The 5007-nt window shown below is 70.1% G+C and carries 4 protein-coding genes and 1 pseudogene; 2 read left to right on the top strand and 3 right to left on the bottom strand.

The features are described from left to right. Positions 1-1142 (top strand): hypothetical protein (locus CH341_RS34515; protein WP_170149838.1); only part of this gene is annotated, 1142 nt, incomplete at its 5' end. Positions 1143-1168: 26 nt separating this feature from the next. Here the strand turns inward: CH341_RS34515 and CH341_RS27920 are convergent. The 3 genes from CH341_RS27920 to CH341_RS27910 all read right to left on the bottom strand — a co-directional run bounded on the left by CH341_RS27920 (position 1169) and on the right by CH341_RS27910 (position 4407). Beyond that, positions 1169-1840: a haloacid dehalogenase type II gene (locus CH341_RS27920; RefSeq protein WP_111422288.1), complete on the bottom strand. Its 672-nt coding sequence runs from the start codon at positions 1838-1840 to the stop codon at positions 1169-1171. 108 nt (positions 1841-1948) lie between these two features. Further along, positions 1949-3598 carry an ArnT family glycosyltransferase gene (locus CH341_RS27915; protein ID WP_245431283.1) on the bottom strand — a complete coding sequence of 550 codons (1650 nt, stop codon included), beginning with the start codon at positions 3596-3598 and terminating at the stop codon, positions 1949-1951. A gap of 206 nt (positions 3599-3804) precedes the next feature. Then, complete coding sequence (locus CH341_RS27910; RefSeq protein WP_111422285.1) at positions 3805-4407, bottom strand: superoxide dismutase; 603 nt, start codon at positions 4405-4407, stop codon at positions 3805-3807. 348 nt (positions 4408-4755) lie between these two features. On the opposite strand from CH341_RS27910, the pseudogene CH341_RS27905 reads away from it, so the two are divergent. Beyond that, positions 4756-5007, top strand: a pseudogene (locus tag CH341_RS27905) (hypothetical protein); the annotation flags it as partial.

Here is a 5007-nt window from a genome sequence, read left to right as displayed (position 1 = left end):
GCTCGCCCGCCGCCGGCGGCGGGCGAGCGCTCGCGGCCGGCACGGGCGGCGCCGTCGCCATCCTGCTGCGGCCGGAGGCGGTGATCTTCGTCGCGATGCTGGCCGGGCACGGCATCCTCACCCGACGTCCGTGGCGTGATCTCGTGCGACTCCTCGTGCCCTGCGCCGTGGCGCTGGGGCTGTTCGCGCTGTGGAACATCTGGACGTCGCACTCCGCCCTGCCGGTCACCTTCTCGGGCCGCAAATGGCTGTATTTCGGCGACGCGCTGTCCGACGGGCCGTCGCTTCGCCTGGCGATCAAGCTGCTGGTCGACTGGTGGCGACAGATCGTCCGCTTCTTCCTCGGCGTCGAGGCGGGCCCGCGCACGACCCTGCTGCTCAGCGTGCTGTGCGGGCTCGTGATGGTGGCCGGTGTCGTCCGCCTGGCCATGGCGGGCGCCCGCACGACGCTGCTGCTGCTCGCGATGACGTTCGCCGACGCCGTCCTCTACGCCGTGATGCTGCCGAATCCCGGCCACGGCATGCGCTATCAGGCGATGCTGCTGGTGTTCGTGTTTCCGCTGCTGGCGCTCGGCGTCATGGAGGTGGTCGGACGGGCGATCTCGGCCTGCGGCTTCACGGGCCGGCGCGACCGCATCGATGCCGTCGTGGTGAGTCTCGCCGGGGTGGTGGCGCTCCATTCGCTGGTCGATTGGATGCGGATCACCGACGAGGGCATCCGCCACATCGAGGGCACGCACAAGCGAATGGCGCAGTGGATCGCCGAGACCCTGCCGCCGGGCACGCCGGTGGCGAGCTTCGACATCGGCGTGCTCGGCTATTTCGGCAACGTCGCGGTGACGGATCTGGGCGGTCTGGTCGATCCGGCCTTCGTGCCGCACCTCTTCGCCCGCACGTCGGCGCGGGTGCTGAAGGAGCGCGGCATCGGCTGGCTCGTCCTGCCGGACGACGAGCCGCCCGGCCCCGGCCCCGATCCGTCCTGCACCGGATTCAGCGTGCGGCTCCGGCTGTGCGGCTCGGCCGACATGATCAGAACCGAGGTGGTCGCGTTCCACACTGCTCCGGCGGACTTCGACCGCAGCTTCGCCGCGACGACGCATGCGGGACGGGGACAGGTTCTCTACCGTCTCACCTGGCCTTGACCCGTCGCCCGCCCTCGGTCGCGCCGTCAGATCGGATGAGCGGCCGCGATGTCCGGCAGCTCGGCGAGCGTGCTCAGCACCCGGGCCGGCGCGAGGTCGTGATACTCCTCGGGCAGGCCGCCCCGGTTGATCCAGGCGGCCCGGAAGCCGTAGGCGGCGGCGCCCATCACGTCCCAGCGGTTCGACGAGACGAACACCACCTCGGCCGGCATCACCGCGAAGGTGTCGATCACCAGCCGGTACACCTCCGGCCGCGGCTTGTAGACGCCGACGGATTCGACCGACAGGACGGCGTCGAGATGCGGGCCGAGGCCGGCCGCCTCGACCACGCCCGCCAGCATCCGCAGCGTGCCGTTCGACAGGATCGCGGTGCGCTTGCCGTTCGCCTTGAGGTCGATCAGCGCGGCGCGTGCGTCCGGATAGGCGTCGAGCACGCGATACGAGTCGAGGAGCCGCGACCGCATCGCCGGATCGACCGACGGACATCGCGCGAGCGAATAATCGAGCGCGCGTTCGGTGAGCGTCCAGAAGTCGATGAAGCGGCCGGCGAGCGTCAGGGTCCAGGTGTATTCGAGCTGCTTGGTGCGCCACAGGTCGGACAGCCGGTCGGCGTCGGGACCGACCGCGTCGCGGTGGCGGGCGATCGCCGCATGGACGTCGAACAGGGTGCCGTAGGCGTCGAACACGAAGACTGGCATGACGCACCTCCCGCGCAGCCGCCATCGTGACAAAAACGGCGGACTTCGCAAAGCCGCATCTTCACGCGGCGGCGGGGTGCGCACTCTCGAGGGCTTTGCGGCCGTCGCTCAGGGCGGCAGCGGCGTCAGCAGCGTCTCGATGTTGCGGCCGCGGATGTCGTAGATGCGGGCGAACACGACGCCGTCACGAACCACCTCGGCGAGCACCGGGGCGTCCAGCTTGGCGCAGTAGAACTCGTTCAGCGAGATCGCGAACTCGCCGCCCTGCGGCTGCCAGTCGGTGGGATAGTTCTTGCCGAGCGCGAGCCGCACCGGCCGCTGCGGACCGCAGATCGAGACGGGCCGCTTGCGGTCGCGCGTCGCCAGCTCGCCACGTTCCGCCAGCGCATCGAGCAGCGCCTGCGACGCCTGCTTCAGCGACAGGCCCCAGTAGTCGCGCATGAAGCGGCCGTCGGCCCCCTGCAGCCCGCCGGCGACGGCGTTGAAATACGTGTACTGATACGGATGAATCTTGATCATCGAGACGATCGGATGCGCCAGCGTGACGGCCAGCACGACCGTCACGATCGCGGTCCGGCGGCCTTCGCCGCCGCCGAAGCGCGCCGCCAGCAGGCTGCCGACGAGGCCGCCCAGCACGGCGGCGGGCGGCAGCACGAACACGAAGTGGCGCAGCCCGTTGTACATCGCGGGGCGCGTCACCACCGTGAAGGCGATCGGGAACACCACCGAGACGGCGAGAAACACCAGGCTGGCGCGGCGGTTCAGCGGCCGGTCGCCGTGTGACGCCGCGGCCAGCGCGCTGATCACCCCGGCGATGCCGAGCGCCCAGAAGATCTCCGGCGTGGTGAGCGCGAACAGCTCCGGCACGTAGCGGCGCGGCATGTCGACGACCCACAGGAGCTCGCCCTCGAACAGCTCGCGCCACGGCTTCTCGAAGAAATGCGAGAAGTACACGAGCGCCCGCACCGGATTGAGCGGCGACACCACGGACCACGGCCAGATCAGCGCCATCAGCGCATAGGCGACGACGAGGGCCGGGATCAGCCGCAGCACGAACTCGCCGACGCGCCCCAGCGCCGGGCGGACACCCTGGCGGCGCGCCTCGGCCACCACGATGAGCAGGAACGCGCTGGCGGCCGGCACGGCGGCGAGCGCGCCCATCACCCGGGTTCCGAAGGAGAGGCCGAGCCCGAGCCCGAGCAGTGCCGTGGTCGGCACCGAGGGATGCGGATATTCGGAGAAGGCGCGCACGAAGCCGAGCGTCGCCGCCAGCATGGCGACCGCGAAGGGCACGTCCTTCGGGTTGATGAACATGTGCCCGTAATAGAGCGGGCAGCTCGCGAGCAGCGCCAGGGCGACGAAGCCGGCGAGCGGTCCGCCGAGCCGGCGGGCGATCCGCCAGGTCATCGCGAGGCCGGCGATGCCGATCGCCGCGCCGACCAGCCGCCGCGTCTCGAACAGCGGGAAGGGCAGCAGCTTGGCGGCCAGCGCGGCCAGCATGTCGAAGCCGCCGCCATAGGCGTAGAGATTGACGAAGGAGAGGGCGCGGCGGTCGGTGAAGCCGGACTGGTAGAGCCGCAGCAGCAGCCCCCCGTACTCGGCGTGGGCGTAGTCGTCCCAGCCCATACCGAAGTCGCGGAACGTCGCCACCGCGACGGCGCAGACGACGGCCAGCACGCACACCGCGGCGATGTCGGCCGGATGCAGTCCGCGGGGCCCCGCCTTGCGGACCGGGGCGATGGAGATCTCGGCTGGCATCAGAGGGCCGGCGACATCGGGGATGGGCTCGGTCGGGATCGTCGGCGGAGAGATGCGGGACGCGCGCCGTGCCGGCGTCCCGGGCGGGGGCCTGGCCGATGCGTCGGCGCCGGCCCTCGCTCCGCGCGAGGCCGGCGCCGCCACAGTGTCTCACATCCGGGTCGTGACCTGGAAGCCGTTACTTCGACGTCGTCGGTCGGCCCTCGTTACTTGGACGCGGCCGCGTAGAGCTCGGCGACATAGTCCCAGTTGACCATGCTCTCGAGGAACGCCTTCAGGTAGTCGGGGCGGCGGTTGCGGTAGTCGATGTAGTAGGAGTGCTCCCACACGTCGGCGCCCAGGATCGGCACCGCGCCGTGCACCAGCGGGCTTTCGCCGTTCGGCGTCTTGGTGACGATGATCTTGCCGTCCTTGACGGCGAGCCAGGCCCAGCCGGAGCCGAACTGGGTGACGCCGGCCTGGACGAAGTCCTCCTTCATCTTGGCCACCGAGCCGAGATCGGCAACGATCGCCTTCTCCAGCGCGCCCGGGAGCTTGTCGCCGCCGCCGCCCGGCTTCATCCACTTCCAGAAATGCGTGTGGTTGTAGTGCTGCCCGGCATTGTTGAAGAGGGCCTGGTTCTTCCCGTAGGAGCCCTTGACGATCTCCTCGAGCGACTTGCCTTCCCACTCGCTGCCCTTGAGCAGGGTGTTGCCCGTGTTCACGTAGGCGGCGTGGTGCTTGTCGTGATGATATTCGAGCGTCTCGCGCGACATGTAGGGCGCCAGCGCATCGTGGGCGTAAGGCAGGTCCGGCAGCGAAAACGACATCTCGTTGCTCCTCGAGGGTTCGGATGAATCGGGGGTGACCATTCGGGTCTGGAACGGCGTCCGACCCCTCTCACCTAGAGATCGCGCGGCGCATGCGCAACCTCGCCCTGGTGTCATGGTGCCGTCACCGGTGCCGTCCAGTTGCTCTCCGCGGTGCATGCGGGCGCCAAAATGGTTGTGGTGCGTCAAAGGCCTGGATAATCTTCCGCAGGAACCGGACGAGTAGTTTTCGAATAATCCGGCCATGGCGCGCGGCCCGCCGACTGCGGGAGCCGACGCCGCCCGTCGCGGCAGAGGCGATGCGGGCTGTGCTTCCGGGTGGGCGTAGAGGGCGTTGCGATGGTCTTGGTGCTGATGTCGTTGGGCGCCGTGCTGACGGTGGTCGGCATGGCCTGCGTCGCGTACGGCATCCCGTACAACGAGTTCGGGATCGGCAACACGCTGATCGGCGCCGGAATCACGGCGTTCTCGGCCGGGCTCCTGCTGGTCGGCCTCGCCGTCGTGCTGCGCGAGCTGGTGGCGATCCGCACCGCCCTCGCGGCCGCGGCCGCCGCCGGCGCTCTGGCGGGCGAGCGCGCCGAGCCGCCGGCCCGTGGCCGG

Origin of the sequence: Rhodoplanes roseus (assembly GCF_003258865.1) — a bacterium.
Taxonomy (GTDB): Bacteria; Pseudomonadota; Alphaproteobacteria; order Rhizobiales; family Xanthobacteraceae; genus Rhodoplanes; species Rhodoplanes roseus.
This window is presented reverse-complemented; position numbering and strand designations above follow the sequence as displayed.

Bases quoted from the DNA above. Each gene is read 5' to 3' on its own strand.
- CH341_RS27920 (WP_111422288.1), bottom strand. From the start codon at position 1,840: ATGCCAGTCTTCGTGTTCGACGCCTACGGCACCCTGTTCGACGTCCAT.
- CH341_RS27915 (WP_245431283.1), bottom strand. From the start codon at position 3,598: ATGCCAGCCGAGATCTCCATCGCCCCGGTCCGCAAGGCGGGGCCCCGC.
- CH341_RS27910 (WP_111422285.1), bottom strand. From the start codon at position 4,407: ATGTCGTTTTCGCTGCCGGACCTGCCTTACGCCCACGATGCGCTGGCG.